The 26,408-nt window shown below is 40.7% G+C and carries 22 protein-coding genes, 1 tRNA gene, 1 other RNA gene and 1 pseudogene; 13 read left to right on the forward strand and 12 right to left on the reverse strand.

Annotated features, from left to right (window positions below):
* Positions 1 to 66 precede the first annotated feature (66 nt).
* The 3 genes from IPO83_16075 to trpS form a co-directional block, all read right to left on the reverse strand.
* Positions 67 to 888: a hypothetical protein gene (locus IPO83_16075; protein ID MBK9732772.1), complete on the reverse strand. Its 822-nt coding sequence runs from the start codon at positions 886 to 888 to the stop codon at positions 67 to 69.
* Between the two features lie 406 nt (positions 889 to 1,294).
* Positions 1,295 to 1,942 carry a deoxynucleoside kinase gene (locus tag IPO83_16080; protein ID MBK9732773.1) on the reverse strand — a complete coding sequence of 216 codons (648 nt, stop codon included), beginning with the start codon at positions 1,940 to 1,942 and terminating at the stop codon, positions 1,295 to 1,297.
* A gap of 114 nt (positions 1,943 to 2,056) precedes the next feature.
* Complete coding sequence (trpS, locus tag IPO83_16085; GenBank protein ID MBK9732774.1) at positions 2,057 to 3,052, reverse strand: tryptophan--tRNA ligase; 996 nt, start codon at positions 3,050 to 3,052, stop codon at positions 2,057 to 2,059.
* Positions 3,053 to 3,086: 34 nt separating this feature from the next.
* Between trpS and IPO83_16090 the strand changes: the two genes are divergently transcribed.
* The 6 genes from IPO83_16090 to IPO83_16115 all read left to right on the forward strand — a co-directional run bounded on the left by IPO83_16090 (position 3,087) and on the right by IPO83_16115 (position 6,408).
* A complete protein-coding gene (locus tag IPO83_16090; GenBank protein MBK9732775.1) occupies positions 3,087 to 3,830 on the forward strand; it encodes a 1-acyl-sn-glycerol-3-phosphate acyltransferase in 744 nt (247 codons plus the stop codon).
* Positions 3,820 to 4,116, forward strand: a complete 297-nt coding sequence (gene gatC, locus IPO83_16095) for an Asp-tRNA(Asn)/Glu-tRNA(Gln) amidotransferase subunit GatC (GenBank protein ID MBK9732776.1) — start codon at positions 3,820 to 3,822, stop codon at positions 4,114 to 4,116. The genes IPO83_16090 and gatC overlap by 11 nt, the downstream gene beginning before the upstream one ends.
* A gap of 41 nt (positions 4,117 to 4,157) precedes the next feature.
* A complete protein-coding gene (locus IPO83_16100; GenBank protein ID MBK9732777.1) occupies positions 4,158 to 4,853 on the forward strand; it encodes an ABC transporter ATP-binding protein in 696 nt (231 codons plus the stop codon).
* Between the two features lie 166 nt (positions 4,854 to 5,019).
* Complete coding sequence (locus IPO83_16105; protein MBK9732778.1) at positions 5,020 to 5,214, forward strand: cold shock domain-containing protein; 195 nt, start codon at positions 5,020 to 5,022, stop codon at positions 5,212 to 5,214.
* Positions 5,215 to 5,586: 372 nt separating this feature from the next.
* Positions 5,587 to 6,117: RNase P RNA component class A (gene rnpB, locus IPO83_16110), an RNA gene on the forward strand.
* Positions 6,118 to 6,335: 218 nt separating this feature from the next.
* A tRNA-Lys gene (locus tag IPO83_16115) sits at positions 6,336 to 6,408 on the forward strand.
* A 433-nt stretch (positions 6,409 to 6,841) separates the two neighbouring features.
* On the opposite strand, the gene IPO83_16120 is transcribed toward IPO83_16115, so the two are convergent.
* The 5 genes from IPO83_16120 to IPO83_16140 form a co-directional block, all read right to left on the reverse strand.
* A complete protein-coding gene (locus IPO83_16120; protein ID MBK9732779.1) occupies positions 6,842 to 8,329 on the reverse strand; it encodes a T9SS type A sorting domain-containing protein in 1,488 nt (495 codons plus the stop codon).
* A 3-nt stretch (positions 8,330 to 8,332) separates the two neighbouring features.
* Positions 8,333 to 9,034, reverse strand: coding sequence for a T9SS type A sorting domain-containing protein (locus IPO83_16125; GenBank protein MBK9732780.1), 702 nt, complete (start codon positions 9,032 to 9,034; stop codon positions 8,333 to 8,335).
* 55 nt (positions 9,035 to 9,089) lie between these two features.
* Positions 9,090 to 10,577, reverse strand: a complete 1,488-nt coding sequence (locus IPO83_16130) for a T9SS type A sorting domain-containing protein (protein MBK9732781.1) — start codon at positions 10,575 to 10,577, stop codon at positions 9,090 to 9,092.
* A 3-nt stretch (positions 10,578 to 10,580) separates the two neighbouring features.
* Complete coding sequence (locus IPO83_16135) at positions 10,581 to 11,294, reverse strand: hypothetical protein (protein MBK9732782.1); 714 nt, start codon at positions 11,292 to 11,294, stop codon at positions 10,581 to 10,583.
* A gap of 75 nt (positions 11,295 to 11,369) precedes the next feature.
* Complete coding sequence (locus IPO83_16140; GenBank protein MBK9732783.1) at positions 11,370 to 13,061, reverse strand: T9SS type A sorting domain-containing protein; 1,692 nt, start codon at positions 13,059 to 13,061, stop codon at positions 11,370 to 11,372.
* Positions 13,062 to 13,623: 562 nt separating this feature from the next.
* Between IPO83_16140 and IPO83_16145 the strand changes: the two genes are divergently transcribed.
* Positions 13,624 to 13,806, forward strand: coding sequence for a hypothetical protein (locus IPO83_16145; GenBank protein ID MBK9732784.1), 183 nt, complete (start codon positions 13,624 to 13,626; stop codon positions 13,804 to 13,806).
* A gap of 65 nt (positions 13,807 to 13,871) precedes the next feature.
* On the opposite strand, the pseudogene IPO83_16150 reads toward IPO83_16145, so the two are convergent.
* Positions 13,872 to 15,065, reverse strand: a pseudogene (locus IPO83_16150) (beta-lactamase family protein).
* A gap of 761 nt (positions 15,066 to 15,826) precedes the next feature.
* Here IPO83_16150 and IPO83_16155 point away from each other — a divergent pair.
* The 5 genes from IPO83_16155 to IPO83_16175 all read left to right on the forward strand — a co-directional run bounded on the left by IPO83_16155 (position 15,827) and on the right by IPO83_16175 (position 17,730).
* Complete coding sequence (locus tag IPO83_16155; protein ID MBK9732785.1) at positions 15,827 to 16,060, forward strand: DUF433 domain-containing protein; 234 nt, start codon at positions 15,827 to 15,829, stop codon at positions 16,058 to 16,060.
* On the forward strand, positions 16,044 to 16,370 hold the full coding sequence (locus IPO83_16160) for a DUF5615 family PIN-like protein (GenBank protein ID MBK9732786.1): 327 nt from the start codon (positions 16,044 to 16,046) through the stop codon (positions 16,368 to 16,370). Before IPO83_16155 ends, IPO83_16160 begins: the two co-directional genes overlap by 17 nt.
* A gap of 346 nt (positions 16,371 to 16,716) precedes the next feature.
* A complete protein-coding gene (locus IPO83_16165; protein ID MBK9732787.1) occupies positions 16,717 to 17,010 on the forward strand; it encodes a type II toxin-antitoxin system HigB family toxin in 294 nt (97 codons plus the stop codon).
* Positions 17,011 to 17,015: 5 nt separating this feature from the next.
* Entirely contained in the window at positions 17,016 to 17,372 is a 357-nt protein-coding gene (locus tag IPO83_16170) for a helix-turn-helix domain-containing protein (GenBank protein MBK9732788.1), read from the forward strand.
* 46 nt (positions 17,373 to 17,418) lie between these two features.
* Positions 17,419 to 17,730: a hypothetical protein gene (locus IPO83_16175; GenBank protein ID MBK9732789.1), complete on the forward strand. Its 312-nt coding sequence runs from the start codon at positions 17,419 to 17,421 to the stop codon at positions 17,728 to 17,730.
* 160 nt (positions 17,731 to 17,890) lie between these two features.
* On the opposite strand, the gene IPO83_16180 is transcribed toward IPO83_16175, so the two are convergent.
* From IPO83_16180 to IPO83_16190, 3 genes are all read right to left on the reverse strand, one after another.
* On the reverse strand, positions 17,891 to 19,501 hold the full coding sequence (locus tag IPO83_16180) for an arylsulfatase (protein ID MBK9732790.1): 1,611 nt from the start codon (positions 19,499 to 19,501) through the stop codon (positions 17,891 to 17,893).
* Positions 19,502 to 19,840: 339 nt separating this feature from the next.
* Positions 19,841 to 21,607, reverse strand: coding sequence for a tetratricopeptide repeat protein (locus IPO83_16185; protein MBK9732791.1), 1,767 nt, complete (start codon positions 21,605 to 21,607; stop codon positions 19,841 to 19,843).
* 173 nt (positions 21,608 to 21,780) lie between these two features.
* Entirely contained in the window at positions 21,781 to 23,655 is a 1,875-nt protein-coding gene (locus IPO83_16190) for a T9SS type A sorting domain-containing protein (protein MBK9732792.1), read from the reverse strand.
* A gap of 712 nt (positions 23,656 to 24,367) precedes the next feature.
* Here IPO83_16190 and IPO83_16195 point away from each other — a divergent pair.
* Positions 24,368 to 26,008: a T9SS type A sorting domain-containing protein gene (locus IPO83_16195; GenBank protein MBK9732793.1), complete on the forward strand. Its 1,641-nt coding sequence runs from the start codon at positions 24,368 to 24,370 to the stop codon at positions 26,006 to 26,008.
* The last annotated feature ends 400 nt before the right edge of the window (positions 26,009 to 26,408 follow it).

Consider the following 26,408-nt stretch of genomic DNA (forward strand, 5'->3'; position numbering starts at 1 on the left):
TAAAAGGCAGCATAGAATTTTGAGACAAAAAATGTAAACGCGGTATGATGTAAGATTTGCCGCATCTCATTTCTTTTTCACGAAAGCATAACTGATAGAAAGTTGGGGTGAGACGCCGAGTACCTGGTGATAGGTTGCTGCCATATCAATTTTCAGTTGCGCTACATTTATACCCGCTCCAAATGTATACAATGCAGGATTTGTCCCGAATCCTGCGCGCAGGTGCAACGCATCTATCACACGGTATTCTAGGCCGGCACAAAGTTGTACGGCCTGATCAATATCTTTTTTCGCTTCGGCGGCTAACCAGACCTTATCACTTGCTTCATAGGAAATCCCAAGCTTGAGAACGGTAGGAGCTTTTTCGTCAATAAATCCTGAATTCACTCTCACCGGATTAAATACATGAGCTCCTGTAGAAAATTTATCCGTAATCTTCACCAGGAGACCTGCTTCAAAAGTGAAGGTAGAACCGTTGCCATATTCAGCAATAGAAGTTCCGAGGTAATCAAACTGTATGCTGCCGGATATTTTTTTTGAAAACAATCTTGCATACGAAAGTCCTGCTTTCTTTTCATTGTACACATCAAAACCTGAATAGGAAACACTCACGCCGAATACACCCGATTTTGTAGGAAGTATTACACCACCTGCATTGTAACCTAATTCGCTCATCATAAATCTTCGTTCGGAAAATATGCCGACGGAAATATCTTTCACAAAAGCCATTGCTGCCTGGTTATTGAATATTGAAAACGGATCTGCAAGTGTGATGCCTGCACCGCCCATTGCATTTGTTTTTGCACCAATTGATTGAGGTTCATTACCGGCTAACGTTGCCATTGCATGCATGCATACTGAAAAAAACAGGAGTAGTTTTTTTTTCATCTTATAAATTGAGTGCTACGAAGTTCTTGCAATGCCGGAAGTAAAGATGATCAAATATATTTAAGTAGTGGTGACAGGAACCGGGCGAAATTAAATCTCACACCATCGATAACCTGAGAATCTGTTTTGAAATCAATTAATTTTTTTACAATGCTCTTTGGTTCGGCTTTGCCAGAAGCGCACCCTGAGCGCAGCCGAAGGGTAAGCGATGTAACAATTATATTGATTGATTTCAAAACAACTTCTGAGACTGTTAAGATATAGCCGGAAATAGTACAGTCCATTAAATTAAAGAGTGTTCAGTTCAAATAAAACCTGAAAATGACGCTGCTCAGTTTTAGCTTCTGCTTAAGTGTTAATGGTTTTAAACGGGGAATATAAATTCCAACAATGCAAAAAATCAACCTCAGAATAATCCATGCAACTGCGCAGTAACTTTATTCACAACATCTCCTAAATCTTCAGGTTTTTCGGCAAAATTGCATTTGTCAATATCGATGATGAGGAGTTTGCCTTCTTTATAATTATTGATCCAGTTCTCATAATATTCATTGAGCCGGCGGAGGTAATCGAGGCGCAGGTTGTCTTCGTATTCACGTCCTCGTTTTTGAATCTGACCCACAAGTGCTGAGATGGAACCACGAAGATAAATCAACAAGTCAGGTGGTTTGATGAGGGAACCGATGGTTTTATAAAGTGCTGTATAATTTTCAAAATCCCGCTTCGTCATCAGTCCCATGGCATGCAGGTTAGGCGCAAAAATCTGTGCATCTTCATAAATCGTGCGATCCTGAATCACAGTTCTTTCACCTTGCTGAATGCGGATGATCTGACCAAAGCGGCTGTTCAGAAAGTAGATCTGCAGATTGAACGACCAACGAGGCATGTTCTCATAAAAATCGTAGAGATATGGATTGTTTTCTACGTCCTCGTAATGTGGTTCCCAGTTGAATTGCTTGGCAAGCAATGTGGTGAGGGTGGTTTTTCCCGCACCGATATTCCCGGCGATGGCCACATGTTTGATGTTTGAAAATTTCAGGTCTTTCTTTGCCATCGTGGTGTTGTGCTGTGTATGAAGTAACTAAAAATGTTTTGTTGCTTATTTTCTTTCGATCAGTTATAAGAAACGAAGGAAGTAGTAAGATAATAAACGTGAAGATAAACGATTCTAAAACTTTCTGAAGCCGATTATTTCCCGCACCTCCTGAACTGTTTTTCCGCCACTGGCTCTTGCTTTTTCCGCGCCTTGCGAAAGTACCTTTTTCAACAAAGCGGCATCATTGTAAATATCCTTGGCGCGTTCCCTGATGGGTGCGGTAAAAGTGATCATGTCTTCTGCCAACTGCTTTTTTAAATCTCCGTATCGAATGGTACAATTATTATAAACCTCTTCAAAGTGTTGAATGGTAGCTGCTGTTGAAACCAGTTCCAGCAGTTTAAACAGGTTTTGAACCACTTCAGGTTTTTCCTGATTTTGTTGTGTCGGACCGCTGTCTGTTACAGCCTTCATCACTTTTTTACGAATGATATCCGGCTCATCTATCAGAAAAATCGCATTTCCTTCTCCTTCTGATTTTCCCATTTTTCCTGATCCATCGAGCCCCGGAACTTTTACAAGCTTATCAGAAAAGTTAAAGGCAACAGGTTCCGGAAAGTAATCCACTTCATAAATTCTGTTGAAACGGGAAGCGAAATTTCTGGTCATCTCAAGATGTTGCTCCTGGTCTTTTCCAACAGGCACTTTGTGTGCTTTATGCATGATAATGTCACATGCCATCAGCACAGGATAAGTCAGCAAACCTGCATTCACATTTTCAGGATGTTTGCGGATTTTATCTTTAAAAGAAGTGCTGCGTTCCAGTTCACCAACATAAGACAGCATATTCAAAAACAAATAGAGCTCTGCTGTTTCCGGCAAATCACTTTGAACGTATAATGTGCATTTATCAGGATCAAGTCCACAGGCAAGATACTCAGCAACTACATGTTGAACGGTCTGGTGTAAGTTGGCCGGGTGAGGATGCGTAGTGAGTGAATGATAATCAGCTACAAAAAAGAAACAATGAAATTCTTCCTGCATCTTCAAAAAATTAAGCATCGCCCCGAAATAATTACCGAGATGCAGATTGCCGGTAGGCCGAATGCCACTTACCACTGTTTCCATAGCGGACAAAGTAAAAAAAATTATTTTTGACGCTGTGAAAATAATCACGCGCGCGCTGAAGGTGATCTGGGCCTATTGGTATTTTTTCATCTTCACGCTTATCTTTTTAATTCTGTATCCCGCATTCTTCGTCACTCTTCATAGAGAGAAATGGTGGAAGCAAGCGAATAGCCTGCGGATTATATGGGGTTATTTTTTATTTCCTTTAACAGGAATTCTTCCACGCATTCATTACGAGCAAAAACTCAGCAAGCACCGTAATTACATCTTTTGCTCCAATCACTTTTCCTATTTTGATATCCCCATGTCGGCAATGGTGGCTCGCCGCAACTGGTGTTTTATGGGAAAAGAAGAATTAGCCAGCATGCCGATCATCAATATTTTTTTTAAGACAATTGATATCACCGTGAACCGTGAAAATGCACGGGAATCACACAAGGCAATGAAGACAGCAGGAGAGCGGTTGAAGAAAGGTATGAACATCGTGGTCTATCCGGAAGGCATGATTGGTCCGCATCCTCCCCAATTGGTTCGGTTTAAGAATGGTCCGTTCAAGCTGGCCATTGAGCACCAGGTGCCTGTTGTACCGGTAACAATGGCCGATAACTGGAAGATTTTATTTGTTGATGGATGGAAAGCTTTTGGGCGTCCCGGAATCGCGAGAGTGTTTGTACATTCGCCCATCGAAACAAAAGGAATGACGCTGGATGATGTGGAATCACTGAAACAGAAAGTCTATCAGGTTATTGAGCAACAATTGCAGACCTATGAAAATTGATGATCAGTTAGTAGATAAATTGTCGACACTTGCCAGGTTGGAATTTACACAAGAAGAAAGAATGGAGCTCAAAGATGACCTTGAAAAAATGATTGCGTTTATCAGCAAGCTGGAAGAAGTGGATACAGCCGGTACAGCACCTTTGATCTTTCTGAGCGAAGAAACCAATGTGTTCAGGGAAGATCAGGTGAAAGAAACTATATCCCGGGAGGAAGCAATGAAGAATGTGCCTGTCAGTAAGGAAGGTTATATTCTGGTGCCGAAAGTTTTATCAAAAGCAGAATAAACCGTTACTATCATACAACCAACTCAACGAAGATGGCCGAAATAATCTCCCTGCAGAAAATCAGAAAGGACTATGTGCTTGAAAAGGTGGTTATTCCGGCTTTGAAGGAAATCAATCTCACCATTCACAAGAATGAATACGTAGCGTTGATGGGACCGTCCGGTTCTGGTAAGTCAACGTTAATGAATATTATCGGAGCGCTCGATATACCCAGCAGCGGCAAATATTTTTTGAATGGAAATGATGTCGGCGTAATGAAAGACAATGAACTGGCAGTAATCCGCAATAAAGAAATCGGGTTCGTCTTTCAGACCTTCAATCTGATGCCCCGCATGACGGCCGAAGAGAATGTGGCGCTGCCATTAATTTATGCAGGAAAATCCAAATCCTACCGGGATGAGAAAGCCCGGGAGATGCTGAAGGCAGTGAGCCTTGGTGACAGGATGGATCATAAACCCAATGAGTTATCAGGAGGGCAGAAGCAAAGGGTGGCCATTGCACGCGCCCTTGTTAATAATCCTTCTATCATACTCGCAGATGAACCAACCGGAAACCTTGACAGTAAAACCTCCATTGAGATCATGGGTATTTTTGATCAGATCCACCGCGAAGGCAATACGGTCATCATCGTGACGCATGAAGAGGACATTTCACTCTATGCTCACCGAATTGTCCGGCTGAAGGATGGCGTCATCTTCTCAGATCATGTAAATGAGAACAGGACTGTGATAGCCTGATAATGGACGGTTACCTTTTGATCTCCCTTTCGAATGCTTTTTATATTTTCAATTTGCAGGAGGAATAATTATGCTTTGTGAAGGTTTTTTGCGTTGCAATAGCTACTTTTTAATATTTTTTTATCTTTGTTACCATTTCATTTTTTAATTTTTAATTACAATTTCAATGAACACAGGTAAAGTAAAGTTTTACAACAAATCCAAAGGATTTGGCTTCATCATTCAGGATGGAACGAATGAAGAAATTTTCGTTCACGCAACAGGTCTGATCAACGACATCCGTGAAAACGACAATGTTTCTTTCGAGATCTCCGAAGGAAAGAAAGGACCAAATGCGATAGATGTGAAAGTGATTTCATAACTATTTGCAATTACCTTCCTGGAAAGCCTCTGAGCGATCAGGGGCTTTCTTATTTAAACTGCGTCCTGGATAGATTTGAGTAAGAGGTTGTCATCCTTTGATAGCAAGTGATGTTAAATTGCTAAATGGATAAACTGTTGCGGCGAAGCCGGCGATTAGTGCAGGCTTGCAACTTGTATAAACCGTTGCTGGTGCATTTTATAATTCAAAGTATCTCATTCTTAGTTAAATGACATTTACTCTGCAATTTAAGCGTCGATTGGAGGATGAATAACGCAAGTTTACTTTCATAGCTTTGCAAAGAGGGGAGTTTGTAATTTTATTAAAAGGCCAGGCATCCATTATTAATTTTTTTTGTTCTTTGAAAATTTTGCTGCAGGTGAGACATTCGCCACGACTTGTCGGGGAGGAAAGTCCGGACAGCGCAGAGCGCCGCACCACCTAACGGATGGGCATTTTTCCGGCTTTGCCGGGAAGGTGAAGAAAGTGCCACAGAAAATAACTGCCCGTCTGCTGAAATGTGAAGCGGCTTGCCGTTTTATGTGAAGCGGATTAAACCGAATCCACGAAGGCTTGCCTTCGTTGCACTTCGGCGGGCGATGGTGAAAACGTGAGGTAAGAGCTCACGGTTCGTGGTGGTAACACCAGGAAAGGGTAAACCTTGCGGGCTGTAAGGTCAAATATACTCCGGTGAATGGCCGACGAGGCCGTTCGTAAAGCTGCTCGCTTTATTCATCCGCAAGGATGCTCCGGAGGTGGGTAGACCGCTTGATCCCGGCAGCGATGCCGCGACAGATAAATGAATGTCAGTATCTGTAGGAGTGGAAGTAGAGGTGGAGCAATCCACAGATGCTGAAGCTTCAACGGGTGATACAGAATCCGGCTTATGAGCCTGCAGCAATTTTTTAAAGAGTCGTGAGTAGCGAGTCGTAAGTCATGAGTCCTTAGTCGGAAGTCCTTAGTCCTTAGTGTTGCATGCATCAGCTTTGCTGCAACCATTTAACAATTTAGCCATTCACCATTCACCATTCTCCATCTTTATCCACACTCCACCACAATTTCCAAAATCGATTTGTAAATCTTCTTTGACAGACTATCTTTGCACACCATTTTGAAAAAACGATTCCGTAGCTCAGCTGGTAGAGCATAACACTTTTAATGTTGGGGTCCTGGGTTCGAGTCCCAGCGGGATCACTAAAAAACCAGAGAAAGTCCTTATAAACTGATAGTTTATGAGGACTTTTAGTTTATAATCCTATGGTTCTAATATCTCTTGTGCTGAATTAAAGGATTTGTATGGCAAATAAATTAGCGAATTGATAATGATATCAGCACACTGATTTTTGGTAAACAGGGCCGTCTAATTTGGAAGTAAAATTAATTTCTGTTCTATTCACACTCGAACGCTCTGCTTATTAATAAGCTTCATTTGCGCACCACTTGCGCAAGTCTTGGCAGCGCCCTGAGGCAAGGAGGACTTATACCGCCGCCGTGTCTCTGCTGAAAGCCTTGTGCTGTGAGCAAGCGGGACACGGGGGAATTCATAGCACAGAATTCCCCCGTGTCCCGCTTGCTCCACTCGAAACCTTGCCGGCGGAGACACGGCGGCGGTGTAACCTCACACCTTTCAATGTTGCACCACCACGTTCTCACTCCAAACCCTTTCTCCTTTGCAACTTACGGTGGCCAAATAAACCCCTGCCGGTAATTGACTCACGTCCATTAACCGGTTTTTGAAATAATGAAACAAACTGACCGACGCTACTCTGACTCCATTGATATCATACAAGATCAGCAGGCAATCTTCCTTAGTACTATAAACAATATTTAGCCATTCCTTTGCAGGATTAGGAGCAATATGAAAGTTGTTTTGAAATATAAATATGTCCTCAGTTGAATTATAAAGCGTATCACAAGGTGAATTTATTAATGCGCCAAGATCATAATTTGGAAAATTAGGAATGCTTGTACCATTTTTATGAGGTAAAACAATTGCACTTTGAACCAAATCGCATTCTAATCCTAACGAATCAGGATGATTGATTACATGAAGATATAAAGTACTATTACTTGTTGAAATGTATACCTTATTATCCGGCGCCAGTTGAGCCAAACGAAACCACCTCGGTAAACCGGTTTGCGAAGTATCATAAGATGCTACATGAACTACTGAAGCGGGAATATCACTGGACCACATATCATACTGAAAAACATTTAGAAACCCAATAACATATAAAAATCGACTGTTCGCCGAAAACATACAAGTTGTGATTAACGATGAATCCGGAACATTAAGTAAAATATGATTGCTGAATTCACCTGTGCAACGGTTGAATTGCTGAATGTCAACACTGTCTCTTGGGCTCAGGTTTGCATACCAATTTCCATCAGGAGAAAATACAGCATAACCATAAATATCATAGATCATAGGTGATCCGATATTTTGCTCATAAGGTCCGAATATACCATCTGGAGTGACAAGCAGCTTATAATATTTGTTGGAGCGATATTCATGGCTGATCAACCACCAGTCTCGGCCGTTTGCATGTTTGCAAGCTGTTAAGCGACCATTTGTTAAAGTATCACCTATAAGAACCACACTTTTTTGGTTAGGGTCAATTCCTCCTAATGAATTATCAAGGGCCATGTCAATCAAGCTATAGCGCAATGAAAGTGGGTTTACATCATAACCGGGAAGTAGAAAAATCTCATCAGCTGATTCATGAAACAATAAATATTTATTGGCATCTCCAGGTTTTGGAAGCACTATTGCACCTTGAGTAATTGGTAAGCCATAGATATATTCATCAGTTGTAAATCCAGGATTAAAATCTGCGGTATTCCATAAGCTATCGTGATTCCCATTTTTGACGTAACTGCCGTTGGTATAAAAAAGCAATTCTCCTGTCGTGTCACTAATTGATGCATCAGTGAAATAAAAAAAAAATGATTTATTGACAGTAAATGTGTCCAGGTTTCCATTGCTAAAATAGAGTCCTTGGGTCTTATCAAAATCAGAGCCCATCATCCAAACATTATTTCTATTTTGAGCTTTACCATAATTACAGTAAATAATTCTTATAATTCCTAATATTAGTATTACAATATTTTTCATAGTTTAATACTTAATTAGAATTACTTTTTCAATCAATTGTAGATCATCACTTGAATTAAGAAATAGGCTATAGATTCCTGACCCAAATTGCGAAAGATCAATATCTATTTCTCCAGATTTGTTACTTAACCAAATCGTTTTTAGGTTTTGTCCAATAACATCCTGCAAAACTATGAGGCATGTTTCAGTTTGATGAAATGAGTATTTAAATGTGAAAATACCAGAGGTGGGATTAGGATAAACAGAAAAAGAGTTTAGTTGAACTTGGCTACTCTCATAAATTTTCGGGCTTACATCACAAATATCTCTATCATTCCAAAAGAGTGTGTCAATGACACTTCTGAGCAACGCTCTCGCTTTAAATACTGCCACGCCTCCTTCATACGGACACTGGTCTGCAATACTAAAAAGACCCGAAATTTCACCAGAGCTAAAAACAAACCCTGTTGTTTGAAATGAATTTAGAAAGATTTCGTTTACGGCTTTGCGATTGTCAATAAATATCTCATCATCATCAATCCGGTCATTTTCCACAATTGCTAATTGCCGAAGCATTTCAATTTCAGTATCACCAATTGCAGTATCAGACATTGCGCCAATTAGTGAGTCAACTCTATAAATGTAACTTATCGGATTGCTTTGTACGGTATCATAGAAATTTTCCAATATTACATTTTCGTTTCTAAGCTCTTCATTATCACTCAAGGATTTGTACTATGTTGGACATGCACATTCTCAAAATAAATAAAAAATTCACGTTTTAATGTTGAACCACCACCTTCTCGCTCCAAACCATTTTTCCTTCACATGTTACCGATGCCAGGTAAACGCCGGAAGACAAACCCCTCACATTTAACAACCGATTTTTGAAGTAGTGGAATAAAGAGACGAATGCTACTTTTACACCATTGATGTCATATAAATTCAGCAGGCAATCTTCTTTTGTACTGTAAACAACATTGAGCCATTCCTTTGCCGGATTGGGAGCAATATGAAAGTTGTTTTGAAATATAAATATGTCCTCAGTTGAATTATAAAGCGTATCACAAGGTGAATTTATTAAAGGCCCTAGATCGTAGTTGGGAAAATTGGGAATGCTGGTAATATTGAAGTGCGGTAATACTATTGAGCTTTGAACTAAATCACAGCTTAGTCCTAGCGAATCCGGATTGTTTATTGTATGAAGATAATAAGTACCGTTGCTAGTCGAAATATAAATTTTGTTATCCGGCGCTAATTGGGATAACCGGAACCATCTAGGTAAACCAGTTTGCGAGGTATCATAAGTTGCTACATGAATTACAGAAGATGGAATATCACTTGCCAACATGTCATATTGAAATACATTTAGAAAACCAATAACGTATAAAAATCGACTGTTCGCGGAAAACATACAACTTGTGATTAATGAAGAATCAGGAACATTAATCAAAATTTGATTACTGAACTCACCGGTGCAACGGTCAAATTGTTGAATGTCAACGCTGTCTTTGGGGCTCAGGTTTGCATACCAGTTGCCATCAGGAGAAAATACTGCATAACCATAAATATCATAGATCATAGGAGATCCGATATTTTGCTCATAAGGTCCGAAAATACCATCTGGATTAACAAGGAGTTTGTAATATTTGTTAGTGCGATATTCATGGCTGATCACCCACCAATCCCTTCCGTTTGCATGTTTACAAGCCGTTAAACGGCCTAAAGTCATTGTGTCAATTATAATAGGTATTTTCTTTTTGTCAGCTACAATTCCTCCAAGTCCTCCATCTAATGTCATATCAACTTCGCTGTATCTTAATTCCAATGGTTGACCATCATAACCGGTTGGAGGAAAAATTTCCTCTGCGGATTCGTGAAATAGATAAAAAGTTTTATCATCCTCAGGTTTGGGTATCACCAAAGCTCCCTGAGGAATTGGTAAACCATAGATATATTCTTCAGTTACAAATCCAGGATTGAAATCTGCAGTATTCCATAAGCTATCGTGATTCCGGTTCTTAATGTAACTACCATTGGTATAAAAAAGTAGTTCTCCAGTCGTATCACAGATAGAGGCATCAGTGAAATAAAAAAACATCGATTTATTGAAAGTAAATGTGTCCAGATTACCATTGCTGAAATAAAGTCCTTGCGTCTTATCGAAATCAAAACCCATCATCCAAACATTGTTTCTGTTTTGAGCATTTCCATCATTACAATGAATAATTCCTCCAATTCCTAATAATACTATAAGAGCAGTTCTCATAATTTAATCATTAATGAGAATTACTTTATCAATTAATTGTAGTTGATCATTAGAACGAATAAACAAGTTATAGAAAGTAGGGCTAAATTGCGAAAGATCAATCTCTATTTCGCCGGATTTATTCATTAAGCTAATTGTTTTTAAATTTCTGCCAAGAATATCCTGCAAAATTACAAAACAGGGTTCTGTGGTATCATATGAATACTTAAATTTCACAATCCCATCGGTTGGATTAGGGTATAAAGAAAAAAAGCTAAGAATTCCTTTATAGCTATCATGCACCTTTGGACTCACATCGCAGATATCTCTATCATTCCAAAAGAGGGTGTCATTGACACTTCTGAGCAAGACTCTCGCTTTGAACACTGCAAGGCCTCCTTCATAAGGACACTGATCAGCAATATTAAAAAGATCCGAAATTTCCCCAGAGCTGAAAGCAAACCCTGTGCTATTAAAGTTATTCAGAAAGATTTCATTTACAGCTTTACGATTGTCTATAAATACCTCGTCATCTTCAATCCTGTCATTTTCAATAGTTGCCAATTGTCGAATAATTTCAATTCCAGCAACACCGATTGCAGTATCGGACATGGCGCCAATCAATGAGTCAACACGATAGAGATAACTTATCGGATTGCTTTGCACAGTATCATAAAAGTTTTCTAATATCACATTCTCGTTTCTAAACTCTTCATGATCACTTAATGATTTATACAAGGTGGATTTTAAATTAAACATCAATTGGCTTGCATTTTCCCCAGTGTAGCGAGACTCAACTCAGTCCTATTGATTTCAATAGCCCACCACTATCTTTTTCGTAACCCTGCTTCCGCCTGAACTGATCTGAATAAAATACATTCCTTTTTCCAGCACAAAAAAATCGCAGGTATTATTGTTTGGGTGAAACTGATGCACTGTTTGTCCGAATCCATTCGTAATTTTTAATTCATCAATCACGTGTTGACATGCTACATGGAAAAATCCCTGGCCGGGATTGGGATAAATGGTTACCTCGCCAATGGAACCGGAAGTTTCGTGAATGCCTGTCTGGTTGGCATTACCCACTTTCATTTGAAAAGCATCTAAACCTCCGGATGAAGTCAATTCATAGGTGGTAGCTTCGGGATCAAAATCAACGGTTTCAGTAAAATATCCCGTTACATAAATGTTCTTATCCGCATCCAGCGTCATTCCAACTCCGATATCATTTCCATCGCCACCAATGTTTTTTACCCAAATAAGATTTCCCGACGCATCTAATTTGCAAATAAAAATATCGTCGTCTCCAGTTGCAGTAACATTGGTGGTGCCTGTTCCGGGGTCGAAGTCCGTTGTCCCCTGGAAATAACCGGTGGAGTAAATATTTCCATCAGCATCAAGCGACATGGAATTTACATACTCCACCAAAGTGCCGCTAATGCTCTTAACCCAACCTAAATTTCCCGCATTATCCAGCTTGCAAATAAACATGTCATACGTGCCCTGCGATGTCAGGTTATTTACTCCAGTGCCTGGGTCAAAGTCGGCAGTTCCTTTAAACTCACCGGCTATGAACACATTTCCTGCAACATCTGTGGTTACTTCGAATCCGTAATCCACATCGCTTCCTCCCATCCGATCGGCCCATATAAAATTGCCGGACGCATCGAGCTTCGAAATAACCACATCATAATTTCCTGCGGAGGTAAGGTTATACGTGCTGGTGCCGGGATCAAAATCAGCGGTGCCATCAAAATAACCGATCGTATATACATTTCCGGATCCATCTATAGCAACCGAAAGGGCAAAGTCCCAGATCGGGCCGCCCATACTTTTGACCCAGGAAAAATTTCCATTTGCGTCCAGTTTCAAAATAAAAATATCATATCCACCTGCGGCTGTCAGGTTATAGTTTGCCGTACCCGGATCAAAGTCGACTGTTCCGAAATAATCTCCTGTCACATATACATTCCCGGAATAATCGAGTGCTGCAGCAAAGGCTTCATCCTGGTCGGTGCTGCCCCAGCTCTTAGCCCATATAAAATTTCCTGCGGTATCCAGTTTAGAGATAAAGGCATCGTCCATACCGGCAGAAGAAAGGTTGTAGGTTGACGTACCAGGGTCAAAGTCTACGGTTCCAAGAAAGGTACCCATTGTGTACACGTTACCCGATTGATCCAGAATCATCGAAAACACATGATCAAGCCCACCGCCCCCAAATTTTTTAGCCCAGATAAAATTGCCGGTTGGATCTGATTTTAGAATGTAAATATCATCATCACCTGATGACGTGAGGTTATAGGTTCCGGCACCCGCATCAAAATCCACTGTTCCCTGGAAGGTTCCGGTGGTGTACACATTTCCGGAAGCATCCACCTTTATGGCATGGCCAATATCATTGAAAGCGCTGCCGGCACTCTTAGCCCATAGAAGGTTTTGCGCGATGGTAGTAAAGGGACAGGAGAGAGAAAAAAGTAAAGTGACAACCAGGTAGTATTTTTTCATTTTATTAATCCAAATATTTATGAAACTCTAAGTTATGATAATATAATGCTTCACTGAAATCTAAAGCAATGGTAAAATTAACACATGAATTGTGCGGGAAACAAATCCTGTTATTGTTCGGGAGCGTTGGATTATTAAGCGGGAAGTGAATTTTTGCCGGGAGTAACGATCATTCAAGTGGATATCATCTGCCGTGGCCACAGGGAAAAATATTCTGCCGGAAAATGGCTTTAGCTTTTAAAAGATGACATGCTTCTCACTTTACACCGTCACCACTAGCGCAAGTCTTGGCAGAGCCCTGAGGCAAGGCGGACTTGTGCGGAAATCAAAATACCGTTATATTAAATGCGATTGTATAAATGTATTGAAGTACATGCGTATGTTTTAATGACGAATCATGTTCACTTGATCATCAGTAAAGCTGAACCAGCAAAAACACTTCCGTTCATACTAGGAGATCTGAAAAAAATTTTATACCGCCGCTGGTCCCGCTTGCTCCCCTCGAAACCTTGCCGGCGGAGAAACGGCGGTGTAGGATATCGAAATCCTGGACCTGAAAGTTATGTACGAAAACGAAGAGGTACAGGACATTGAGGTACGCAAAATTCTCAAGTCAGGTGAAGAAACCCATGACCTTGACCTCAACGGAAAAGAACGGGCGATAAAGAGCATTCGTATCACCTACAAAACTGTTCCTGCCACTTCGAAGGACAAGGCGCATCTTGAAATCTTGGGATTAAAATAGACGTAGTATTTATTTGATGCTAAAAGAGCCTGTGCAAAATGCACGGTCTTTTTTTATGAGCTTTGTTAATTTCTTTTCTGATCGTAGGGAATATAATTCTCCCAATACCATGGAGTAAAAGTATCGCCGATACAGGTCTTCAACAAGTATTTAAAAATACTTTCGGCATTATCACTGTTGCTGAGGATCAGCATGGCTGTTCCTTGCTCAGGAAATAAAATAACGTAGTGTTGAAAACCGTCTCCATGTCCTTCTTTGAAAGCACCTGTGCCATAGGGTGATTGTAACAGTACCCAGCCCAAACCATAACTCAATTCAATCGCATCATTGGATGTAGAATCACGGAACTGCAATGGACCAAATTGCTGGATCGACCGGATCCTGATCTGTGGTGTAAACATTTGTTTTGTAGTGGATGGCTTTATAAGTGTACTCGTCAGCATAGCTTCCATAAAAAAGTGTCAAGTCATCGAGTGTGGTTTCCAGCGTGCTGGCAGAACGGGCATCGTTGTCCTTATCTTTTCATACAGCTCCCCTGTAGCATTATGGCCTAAACAATAATCACTTTCAAATTTTTGTTGCCACGTGTAAGAAGAATTGTTCATTCCCAATGGTTTGAAAACTTTTTCCTGCATCATTTCTTCCAATGATTTTCCAAGCAAATGCTCCAATACCACTTGAAGATATACCAGACCTTCTCCCGAATAACTATACCGCGAACCAGGCGTAAAATCAACTCTCAGCTTTTGATCCGGTTCATACCATCGCCAATTGGGAAATCCGGATGTATGATCAAGGCACATTCTCGCTGTGATCTTCTTATACAATGTATCAGTTTTCAGATCGCTGTAGTTGTCGTGCCATTTTTTAGTGGGCGTGTATTCATAAATGGGTTTCGGTAAATAATCCTGCAGCGGCTTATCCAAATCAAGAACACCTTCTTCTGCCAGTTGCATCACCATAAGCGCAAACACCGGCTTGCTTAAAGAAGCACCATAAATATTTGTGCTGTTTTTTATCGGCTCCTTTGTGTCGATCCGCTTGTATCCAAATGTTTTTTTATAGACAGGCTTGTTGTTGTTAAAAACACTGATGGCCAATCCCTGCACGTTGGCTGCATTCACTAAGTATTGAATGGAATCGTCCATCGCGGCAAAAGAGATCTTGCTTTTATCAAGTCGCCTGATGGATTGTGCATTTGCTGCAAGCTCCATTACTGTACAGAAAATAATCAGCAAGAATACTTTTTGACGGGACATGTGTATTGCTTTCGGTGTTATCTCAAGAGTAATTTGAAGAAGGTAAAGTAGTCAATAATAAAAGGGAACGCGGGAAATAATAATAGCGGCAGGAGATCAGGAATGACACGGACTAACAAGTAAGGCGCAATTAAAAAGCCGTGTCCCTTTCGGTGACACGGCTTCTGAAAAAAAAATATAAAAGCCAGGAATATGAATGGTTGTATAAAGGTGAATTTAAAGTTTTAAAAAATCATTATTCTACATTCACTGAAGTAGCTGAAGCTAATTCAGTGAATGTAGGTGACTCTTTGATAATAAAATATTCCAAACGAAATCCAGAGAATAATACAATTATTGGATTAAAAAACTAAAGCCCTAAACAGGAAAGTGAATAAATGAAACAAAAAAACTACCGCTAATTTCCGGTTAATTGGGATTGGCAAAAAATTGCCCGCAATCATGAGCCGCAAATACAAATTTCTAAATAAAGAAGGGCTTTACTTTGTTAGCTTTGCCATAATCAACTGGATTGATCTATTTGTTCGCGATGAATACTTTTCAATAAGCGTTGACAGCCTGGATTATTACAGAAAGGAAAAGGGATTGGAGATTTATTGTTGGTTCCGATAAAATCGGGTTTTGGACTTTAGAGTTTTAACGGGACACACGGCACCTTGCGCCAGCATGTGGAGCATGGAGAGCGAGTATAAAAACCTCTTGACATTACCAAACAACAACCAAACAAAGTTTTTAAATTTGCGAGTATAATTACAAAAAACATGAAAGATCAAATCATCAACATTGACCCGGAAATACTCGGTGGAACTCCGGTTTTTAACGGAACCAGGGTGCCTATTAAAAACCTATTTGATTATATAGAAACCGGCGAATCAATTGACTTTTTCCTTGATGATTTTGAAGGTGTTACCAGGGAGCAGGTTATCAGATTACTTGAAATGTCAAAGAACTTGTTAGAATCATCTTCAAATATTCTACATGAAAATATTGCTTGATGAATGCGTAACAAAGCACTTGAAGCCTTTTCTAATTGGTCATGAAGTTGCTACAGTTAGAGAGATGAAATGGAGTGGAATAAAAAATGGTGAACTCATGAGACGCTGCGTGGAAAGTCAATTTGAAATACTTTTGACCATCGACAAAAATTTGAAGAATCAACAAAATTTTGAAAAGTATCCGTTGAGTATAGTTGTTTTCAATTCTGTAACAAGCAAGATTGAAGAACTTAAAGAATTTATTCCCCTATTTCAAATGAAGATTAACAGCTTTGAAAAACATCGCGCATACGTTTTGGAGAAGTCTTAAGGAAATATACACCGCCGCCGTCGCCAGATTTTGAGCAGAGGTCATTTGCACCACGACTAATTTCTCATTTCTTTAAATCATAAACAAAATGGGATTAATCTGGAACCAAACGACTTCACTGTTCAATCAAAACCCTGTGCATAGTGTGCTATTGGAAATTGACAAGTTTGCCCAATACGTAAAATGCAGCACTAATATGTTCATCCAAAACAAAACCATGTAGCGCGGAATTCCCCTGTGTCCCGCCACCTCACAACACAAGCTTTCAGGCAGAGACATTGAGGTGGCATAAAAAACAACTTCCCAATACGGGAACTTTTATTTACCTTTGACAAAAGATGATCAATTGAGAGTAATTGCGAAGAAAATTCTCAGAGAGTTTTGGGCAAAACATCGGGATTGCGAACAACAACTTAAATCCTGGTACCAGGAAGCTGAAAAGAGTGAATGGAAGAATACCAACGAAATAAAGAAAGAATATCCAACAGCAAGCATTCCCGGTAACAACAGAGTTGTATTTAATATCAAGGGAAATAATTACAGGCTGATTGTTAAGATTAATTTTCACTATCAAATGATGTGGATCCGATTTATAGGAACTCACAAAGAATATGACCGCATTGAAGCCAATAAAATTTGACGACTATGAACTTAAAACCAATAAAAAGCAAGAAGGACTACCAACAAGCGCTCAGCAGGCTTGAAGTAATTTTTGATGCGGAAAAAGGGACTTCACAAGGTGATGAATTGGAGATATTAGGAATATTGGTTGACCAATATGAAAATGAACATTTCCCGATCGGCCTGCCAGACCCTATTGAAGCCATTAAATTCAGGATGGAGCAACTTGGATATACGCAGACAGATCTGGCAAAGGTTGTCGGACTTAAAAGCAGGGCAAGCGAAATATTGAGTGGAAAGCGAAAACTATCCTTGGAAATGATCAGGCAACTCCATGACAAGTTGAATATTCCGACGGACGTTTTAATTCAGGCATACTAAACGGTAAGAACCACTAACGCTAAGTTTATCATTTCGACAAATGATAATGGAAAAAGAAATATGGAGAGAAAGATGGCTCGACTGCATTAATGAATTGACTTCGCTGAATCTCCAAAAAAAGGCATGGCTCGACAAGGCAAATACTAATCCTCATTGGTCATTCGTAGAATTTTGTTCTTGCTACTTTGACGACTTGAATATTGATGACAACTATAAATATTCTATTGACAACGGCTGGATAACAGGCCAAGAGTACGAAATAATAAAAGATTGGCATGAAGCGCTGAACAGGTACAATGCACCAAACAATGAGAATCATGACCACGAAGCGATATTAAAACTGACCAAACGAATTTGAAATTCCTGCAAACATGATCAGTACAAGTACTAAATTGATTTTTTTCATGGTATTAAAGTTTTTAAAAATTATGCATGCGGCAGATAATTATTTTTTCAAGGTTCCAATAGAACCAACGGCCATCAGATTGATGGCCGCTGGTACCAGGGCATTTTATTTTTTACTTTTCTCCTGCACCTTTGGTCATTGATTCCATCACGCGGTCGAGGTTAAAGCTACCGGGCTTTTGACGCGGTGGAAAATCTTTAAAACTTTGGAGCCATTGCCCCACGTATGCCCCGGCGGGGGCAAGCACGTACATGCGTTCAGCCATCCAGCGTGTCCAGTCCATTCCTTCATCCGAGGCGCGTTCTAAAGGATCCATCCGCAGATTTTCAATTAAGGGTGCCCGAAGTTCCTCGAAGGGATGAGACCACACATCAAATCCAGTGGCGTTCTGTCTCAGGAAGGTTACCTTCCAGTTGTTGTAACGTAGCGCTGCACAATTGCCATCATCAGTCCAGTAAATGAATTCATGACGCGTCCATTCGCCTTGTCCCTTTAAAGAAGGAAGTAGATTGTATCCGTCAAGATGTACCTTGAAAGTCTTGTCGCCATAGGTCTTTCCTTTCAGCAAATCTTCTTTAACTGCAGTATCACCTACTGCGGCTAACAAAGTTGGAATCATATCCTCATGTGCGCCAATATCGTTGATGATCGTGCCGGGCTTTATAACACCAGGCCAGCGAATCAGGCATGGCACACGATAGCCGCCTTCCCATTGGGTATTCTTCTCACCGCGGAATATAGTGGTGCCACCATCCGGCCATGTGAAAGTTTCTGCTCCATTATCAGTAGCATACATCACAATGGTGTTTTGGTCAATGCCAAGTTCTTTGAGTTTATTGAGCAACTGACCGACCATGGCATCATGCTCCACCATACCATCAGCGTAAATTCCGAGGCCGGTCTTTCCTTCTGATTCCGGCTTAAGATGCGTGAAGATGTGCATGCGGGTTGAATTGAACCAGCACATGAATGGCTTGCCTGCCTTCGCATTTTTGTCCATGAAACCCATCGCTGCATTGAGGAATTCCCCGTCCACAGTTTCCATGCGCTTCTTCGTCAGGGGTCCTGTGTCTTCAATCTTTTGTTTGCCGACTTTGCCGAAACGTGGGTCAACTGTAGCATCATCTACATCAGTTGCAAAGCAGTGTAACACTCCCCTTGGGCCGAACATCGATCTAAACTTGGGATCCTTCGGATAGTCAACATTCTCCGGTTCTTCTTCTGCATTCAGATGGTAGAGGTTGCCGAAGAACTCATCGAAGCCATGCACTGTTGGCAAAAATTCATTGCGGTCACCAAGATGATTCTTTCCGAATTGCCCGGTAGCATATCCGTAGGGCTTCACCAAGTCGGCGAGAGTTGGGTCCTCCGGCATCAGACCTTCTGGAGCACCCGGAAGACCAACCTTGGTGAGACCAGTGCGGATGGGCGACTGACCTGTGATGAAGGCGGCACGTCCGGCAGTACAACTCTGTTGACCGTACCAATCAGTAAAGAGTGCGCCTTCCTGACCGATGCGGTCAATGTTCGGAGTCTTGTAACCCATCATGCCCAGGTTGTAAGCGCTGATGTTGAACTGACCAATGTCATCACCCCAGATGATCAGGATGTTAGGTTTTGAAGATTGTGGTGGTTGCTTTGTTTGTGGTTTGTTTTTTTGCGCGAAGACAGGTATACACCATATCGCGATCGAGAAAAGCAGAATCAGCTTCAAGTTTTTCATAGTTCTTAAGTTGAGGGTTAGGAAATTAATTGGGGTAGTGAGACTAAATGTCTACTTATAATATAAGAAAAAAAAATTCCCGCGCTCTGAGGAGTATTCTTATTCTTCGGCCTCTTATTACATGCTGCATAAAAGTTCCTTTGGTTTTTTAGCACATTACATAGATTATATTAGATAGATCAGCCTCGTATGGATGCAGTGGTTGGCGAGGACGCCAACAAAGGACAGAGTATTTTGATTTAAGAAATGCTACCTTTTCCTTTCCAGGCCGTATCCGCCTATTCCAATATCTTAACGAGAGCACTTGCCTGCATTTTCGCAGAGACAGAACCAAACGCTTTAGAATTGAGAGAGAAAAGAAATAAGGTTTTCATCTTTTCCCAATCCAAGTTTCTGTCTCAACCGGTGACGTGCCACATCAATACTGTTGACGGTTTGATAAGTGATAGAGGCGATATCTTTTGTCGACATGTTCAGCTTGAGAAAAGCACAGGTACGAAGCTCATTTGGAGTCAGATCCGGAAATCTCGCGCTAAGGTTTTTGTAGAAGTTGATGTAAACACGCTGAAACCGAATCTCAAATTCTTTCCAGGAATCTGTATTGGAGTCTATATCCATTTCTGAAATAATTTCTTTGAGCATCTTCGAATATGCCGGATTATCCATCAGGCTTGCATTCTTAAGCTTCTCCGATATTTTCAAAATAAACTCCTTGTTTTTTACCTGGTACATCACGTGCGTAGTAAGCTCTTTATTGCGGAATTCAAGTTCATTTTCCAGGTTGAGTTTTTTCAACGCGGCTTCCTTTAAACGATTTCTTCCAAGCTTCACCAGCAGGAACAAGATCAAAATGGCAATGGAAAGACCACCGATTACTATTGCCAGCATAAGGTAGATGCTGTTTCTTTGAGCATCTGCTTTCATTTGAGCCAGCTCGGCTGCTTTTGTCCGCTGGTCAAATTCAAATTTCGCAGCCTGGTAAGAAAGCGCGTGGAGGTTGTCCGCATTCAACTGCTGTTCATAATATACACTGTGCAATTTTGAATAATAGAGTGCAGAATCCGCCACTGATCGTTGTTCCCAGAGTGATGAAAGATCCTGACATGCCGTGGCCATTAATGAAAGCTGGCTGCTTTCTTTTGCAAGTGTGAATCCTTTGTGAAGATAGAGCAGTGCCTTTTCCGGTTGATGTAATTTCAGATAAATGCTCCCCGTTTGTATCCACACTTCTGCGCGTATAACAGATCGTGGTCCTGCATATTCATTTCCGATTTTGTCATATTCGTCAAGGCTTAGCTGCAGGTACCTGAGCGCTGCCGTGTCATTATTTTTCTTACTAAGAACTTCTCCAATATTCATGTAGGAATTGGAGAGGTTAGCATGGTCGTGAAGAGCCTGGAATATTTCCAGAGCTTTAAGATGATTCATTTCCGAAGAATCAAGTTTATTCAGATTGGAGTATACAGTCGCAATATTTTCCAATGCTATTCCAATATTAACGGAATCGTGGTTTTCGTGGAACCGGGAAAGAGAGAGATTAAAATAGTGCAGCGCATCGTCATAACTTTTTGCCTGGAAGTAAATAGTACCCATGTTCAACTGAAATTGCGGGAGCATTGCCTTCATGTTGTATTTTTCAGCTCCCTCTATTCCTTTATGATAATAGGTCAATGCATCTGCGAGCTGATCTTTCACGAGGTAAATGTTTCCCAGCACCATATAAACATGAATAAGCTCCGGCCATTCATTTGCCTCACTGAAATACTGCGCTGCCTGCTCGTACACTTCCCTGGCCTTGTCTAAACTGTCGCGCATTACAGCCACATGTCCCATACAATCATAAATCCGTCCCATGATTTCCGGTGGTGTTTTCGAATCGCTGAGCCGGAGCGCTTCATAAGAAAAATAATTTGCAGAATCAGGATTCACGTGCTCATAGAGGTTCGCAAGGCGGATATAAATTTCAATGCGTTGTTGAAGATGATCCGCTGTTACTGCTTCTTTTTTCAGACTATCGATTGCTGATTGCACACCGGCACTTGAATGATCCGCACCTATTGAAATTAAAATGAGAAGAAGGGCGGTGAAATAGATTCTTTTCAACATCTCGTACTACACCATTGTTGGCAGGACAAGATAATTCTTTTCGCAATTGATTTTAAAGCTGAAAGCAGGAAAGCCGGCCAACTGGTGGCCGGCTTTCCCGGTGAGATAAGCTTGAACTGACTCCAACTATGGCAGTATTAGAATCCTGTCAAAGTTTAATCAACAGCGCATTATTATTGAAGAACAAACCTGCTGCTATACATTTTATTATTTACAGAAAGCTTTACAAAGTAAGTTCCTGAAGCAAGCTCGCCCGAAAGCTGAAATGTTTCTGTAAGATCTCCATCCACCATATTCGCAGTTCTGGAATCCACTACCTGTCCGAAAATGTTGACGATTTGAATGGTACCTGTTGCTGTTGCGTTTTCGCCTGTATTAAAAGAGAGCTGAAAATTTCCGCTGGAAGGATTGGGATATACTTGCATAGCTCCGTTCAGTTCCATCGTTGCATCCTCCAAGCGCTGTGCAGAAGTTTTAAACTTGGTGTTGGTAGTATAGTAAGAAGTACCATTGTCACATTTTGCTTTCACGTTCCATACATACTTTAGGCTGGGAGTCAATCCATTGAGGGTTACACTTGTAGCGTTCACGTACAACTTTGTCCAGTTCTGATCATTGGTGTTGCGATATCTTACCTGGAATGACGCTGCATTTGCAGGATTACTCCAGGAAAGCGTGGCGCTGGTGGAAGTAATAGCAGACGTAACAGGATTAACCGGAGCAGCACACGTTGCAACAACCGGATCGCTGAAATAACGAACCAGTGCGAAATCATTCTTAACAGTAGCGGCACGACCACCAACTACCAGCTTGCCATTTGATTGCATACCAATTACAGCAGCTTCTGAAAAGAAAGAAGAGATTTCAGAAACGGTGGCGCCATTGGTTCCGAAGGAAGAGTCAACCGTTCCGTTTTCATTGAAACGGCAGATGGCGTAATCGTTCACACCAAGACCGCTTCCGCCTGAAGTTCCGGCAAGTACAATTTTGCCACTGGGCTCCACTATAAAATCCAGCGCTGCGTCTGAAGTTTTTACATTTTTCGAGGCAACACCTCCAACTCCAAAGCTGTTATCAAGCGCTCCATTGGCCGTGATGGCCATCAACAGAAAATCTGATTTGGCAGGGCCACCAATGCCTATTTTTCCTCCAATCATGATCTTTCCATTTGGATGTAACTTGATCGCCCAGGCTACATCATATCCTGTGGTAAGATTAAAAATGGCGATACCATTGGTGCCAAAAGTCGGATCAGGTATTCCGGAGCTATTAAGTTTTTCCACAATCACCCGCGGCTCTAAAACATCTGCGTACCCTGTAGTGATGATGCTTCCATCACTCAACAACAGCACATCGTACGCATAATCATTGGCAAATCCTGAATTGGTGATATTTGCGAAACCGTTCGTGCCAAAAGAAATATCTAAAGCACCATTTTCATTTAAACGTGCAACGGTGGTATGATCATCTGTTGATCCCGGAACCGCCCATGAACCTGCAAGAATAATTTTACCATCCGGTTGAATCGCGATCGCATTCACAATATTTTCTCCTCCACCTGCCGGGTTTGAAACAACGGTGAAGCCATTGGTACCGAATGTAGGATCCAGGAACCCGTTTTCAGTTAACCGGGCCGCAAAGAAATCAACATCCGAGCCACCGTCGTAAATACCGCCGGCAATAATTATTTTCCCATTGGATAACACTTTCATTGCCTGTACATAATCCTGTACGCCTCCACAGTCAAAAATGGAAACGCCGCCTACACCAAAAGTTACATCGACAGTTCCCTCGGGCAGGATACGGTAGATGGCTGCATCTGACAAGCCAAATGCAGTTTCAGTGCTTCCTGCCAACAGCACATTGTCGTTGGATAGCACTTCCATGCCATTGGCTACATCAGTGCCAATAGTGTTGGGTTCAAGAATAAGAACTCCATTCGTTGCAAATGAAGGGTCAATGGTGCCTGGAATCTGTGCGTAGGTGAATCCTGTAGCACAAAGGATGAAGATAAAGAAGGGTAGTTGGGTAATTCGTAATTGTTTCATGTGTAAAATTTGGTTTTGAAGTTTATGAATGGATGAAAATTGATGCTCGTTGTTTGTTTTATTATTCGTTGGTTTTGGCGTTGTTATCTTTTTTGCCCTGTTCTGTTAGTTGATCTGATTCCGGTTGCGTTGGATTTTCGAGTGAACGCAGTAAATGCTGAAGTCCTGCTATCTCTTCTTTTTCTTCTGAATTATTTCATCGAGTTTTTCCTTCGCCTTTTCACTCTCGGTTTTAATTTGTCCGTTGCTCATTGCAGTAGTTATAAATAATGGTGCAAAGAAGCGGGAGTTGTCACACGCTGTCAAATTTTTGGCCTTACACTATCTTAAAGGAGGCTTACAATACCTTACAATCCAAAAAGCTGATTGATAATCAGGCTGTTAGAATTTCATGATAGCTGAAGAATATAAGCGGGATTCATCCTGAATGCTGCCAATTATTTTGAAGGCAGACAATATGGTACCGCAATTTTGGTAAGTTTAAAAAGGTATTCTGTATTCCTGGTGCTTTTATTTGAAGATTTTGTCCCTGGCTGGCGTCCTCGCCAACCCTGAGGAGTATTCTTATTCTTCGGCCTCTTATTACATGCTGAATAAAAGTTCCTTTGGTTTTTTAACACATTACATGGATTATATTTGATAGATCAGCCTGGTATGGATGCAGTGGTTGGCGAGGACGCCAACCAAGGACAAAATTCAGAAAAGAGTAAATTTGAGTACTCAATTATTCCATGAAGGAAGTAACTACATTTATCATCTTTTACTTTTATTCGAATTCGGATATACCCAATCCGGCCAATGGACCTGGATGAAGGGTGATACTTCATTTTATGAATGGCTTCATATGGACACAGTAGGTGTTGAAGACTCTTCTTTTCATCCATCAGCCCTTTATATGGCGAGTACTTGGACTGATGAAGAAGGACGATTGTGGTTATTCGGAGGTCTTAATTACAATCCGTTGACTTTACATAAAGAATATTTTGATTTTATTTGGAAGTACAATCCTTCAACGAATAATTGGTCTTGTATGAAAGCATCACCATATATAAACTCATTCGGTGAATATGGCGATATTGGTATACCTAATGTGGATAATTATCCAAGTAGCAGGATTGCTTCCGGATTCTGGAAAGATACTTCGGACATGATATGGGTGTTTGGCGGTGTAAATGCCTACGGCTCCTGGAATGACATGTGGAAATACGACATGGGCTCAAATACGTGGACATGGATAAAAGGTCCGGACACCTGGAATGTTGCCGGTCACTATGGAAATAAAGGAGTTGGTTCTCCCACTAACAATCCTCCTCCAAGAAGTGAAAGCGCATGCTGGGTGGATATCAATAACGATCTATGGTTATTTGGTGGCTATTGGATCAATCCTTCCATTGGATGGGAGTATTACACCGACCTTTGGAAGTACAACATTGCAACCAACATGTGGACCTGGATGGGTGGGAGCCAGGAAGTTGATCAACCAGGAAACTACGGCATCAAAGGAATTCCTGATACCGCCAATATTCCAAGATCAAGAACATGCAATTGCAGTTGGACGGATACTGCAGGTAACTTCTATTTGTTTGGAGGAACAACTTTATTTCCTTTTCAATTGCAATTCAATGATGTTTGGAGATATAATCCAAATACAAAAGAATGGACTTGGTTAAATGGATTAGACACATTTAATATCCATGGTTCAATTGATGAGTATTGCCATTATCAAAATGGAAATTTTCCTATTTCAAGAACGCGAGCATCATGTGTTAAATTAAATGATGATGAAATTTTTATGTTTGGCGGCTTCGTTGAATGGAGCCTTGCTTCAATAACGCGCGACGCATGGAAGTATCGAATATCAACAAATGAGTGGAAAGTAATCTGGGGTGACAGTCTTATTTTTCCAGGAAATTTTGGAACACAAGGAATTTATTCACCAACTAATGATCCACGGAGCAGACTTGGAGCTTCATGTTGGAAAGAAGACCAAGATAATATTTGGATTTATGGTGGTGGCTATTATCCTGATTCTCATTCATTAGCCGATTTATGGAAATATGTGATCGACACCTCTTGCAGTATTGTTTCTATGGTGGAAACAATTAATGACGAAATCTCTTCCATCTCCATTTATCCCAATCCAGCTAATGATTATTTCAACATAAAATTTAATTCCAGCTCACCTGTTTCTGCCAGACTTATTATCACGCTCCCCTCTGGAGTTAAAATCCTCGAAAGAGCATTAAGAACCAGCAACATCACCATTGACATCGCTGGTTTAGCTGCTGGGATTTATTTTATTGACATAACTTCTAAAGAGAAGAGAAGTGTTTTTAAACTAATAAAACAGTAATGCTCTACATTTTATTTGATTATTACAATTTTTTCTGAGGCCTCATTTTTTTGTCTCATACTCGCGCTCGTTTGCAGACAAGCAATTGAGGGAGGCGAACGAGTGCGCGTCCACTTCTCCATTAAAATCTTATCTTCATTTTCTCAATATATAGTATCACGTCCGAACAATACAAATTTCTGAATCCGGAAGGAATCTATTTTACTACTTCTACAATCGTAAATTGGATTGATTTATTTACTAGAAAGGATTATGTTGAACTCGTTCCCAATTCAATTCGCCATTGCCAGCAAAGAAAAGGTCTGATTATTCATGGATAGAATTTGATGCCAAGTCATCTGCATTTAATTGTAAGCAGAAAGGGTAGTTATAATCGGCAATTGATTATGCTGGCGGAAAA

The sequence above is a fragment of the Chitinophagaceae bacterium genome, from assembly GCA_016717285.1.
GTDB lineage: Bacteria > Bacteroidota > Bacteroidia > Chitinophagales > UBA10324 > JACCZZ01.